Raw genomic sequence first — 238 nt, forward strand, 5'->3', positions numbered from 1 at the left:
GTTAGGTCCCATCGACGCGAGACGGCCGGTTACCACCGCCCATACCGAATAGTCAGGCCGCAGGTGATTGTCCTTGGCTGCGTCCATGTTCGTCGTAAGCCGTTTGAACCAGCCCTTCGCATACGTGGACAACAGCTTCGTCAGCGCCTGATAGTCGCCGTACAGACCAACGATCTTGTTCTTGTCGCGGTAATGCGCAACGAATTCCTTGTCGATGGCATCTGCCCCGGTCTTCGTC

The 238-nt window shown here is 57.1% G+C and carries 1 protein-coding gene; it reads right to left on the reverse strand.

From position 1 onward, the window contains the following. The coding region (locus tag AC1RPV_RS08235; RefSeq protein ID WP_481764276.1) for a hypothetical protein at nt 1–238 on the reverse strand (238 nt) is incomplete at both ends.

It is taken from the genome of Dellaglioa sp. CoH-55-MRSF-9 (genome assembly GCF_056782155.1).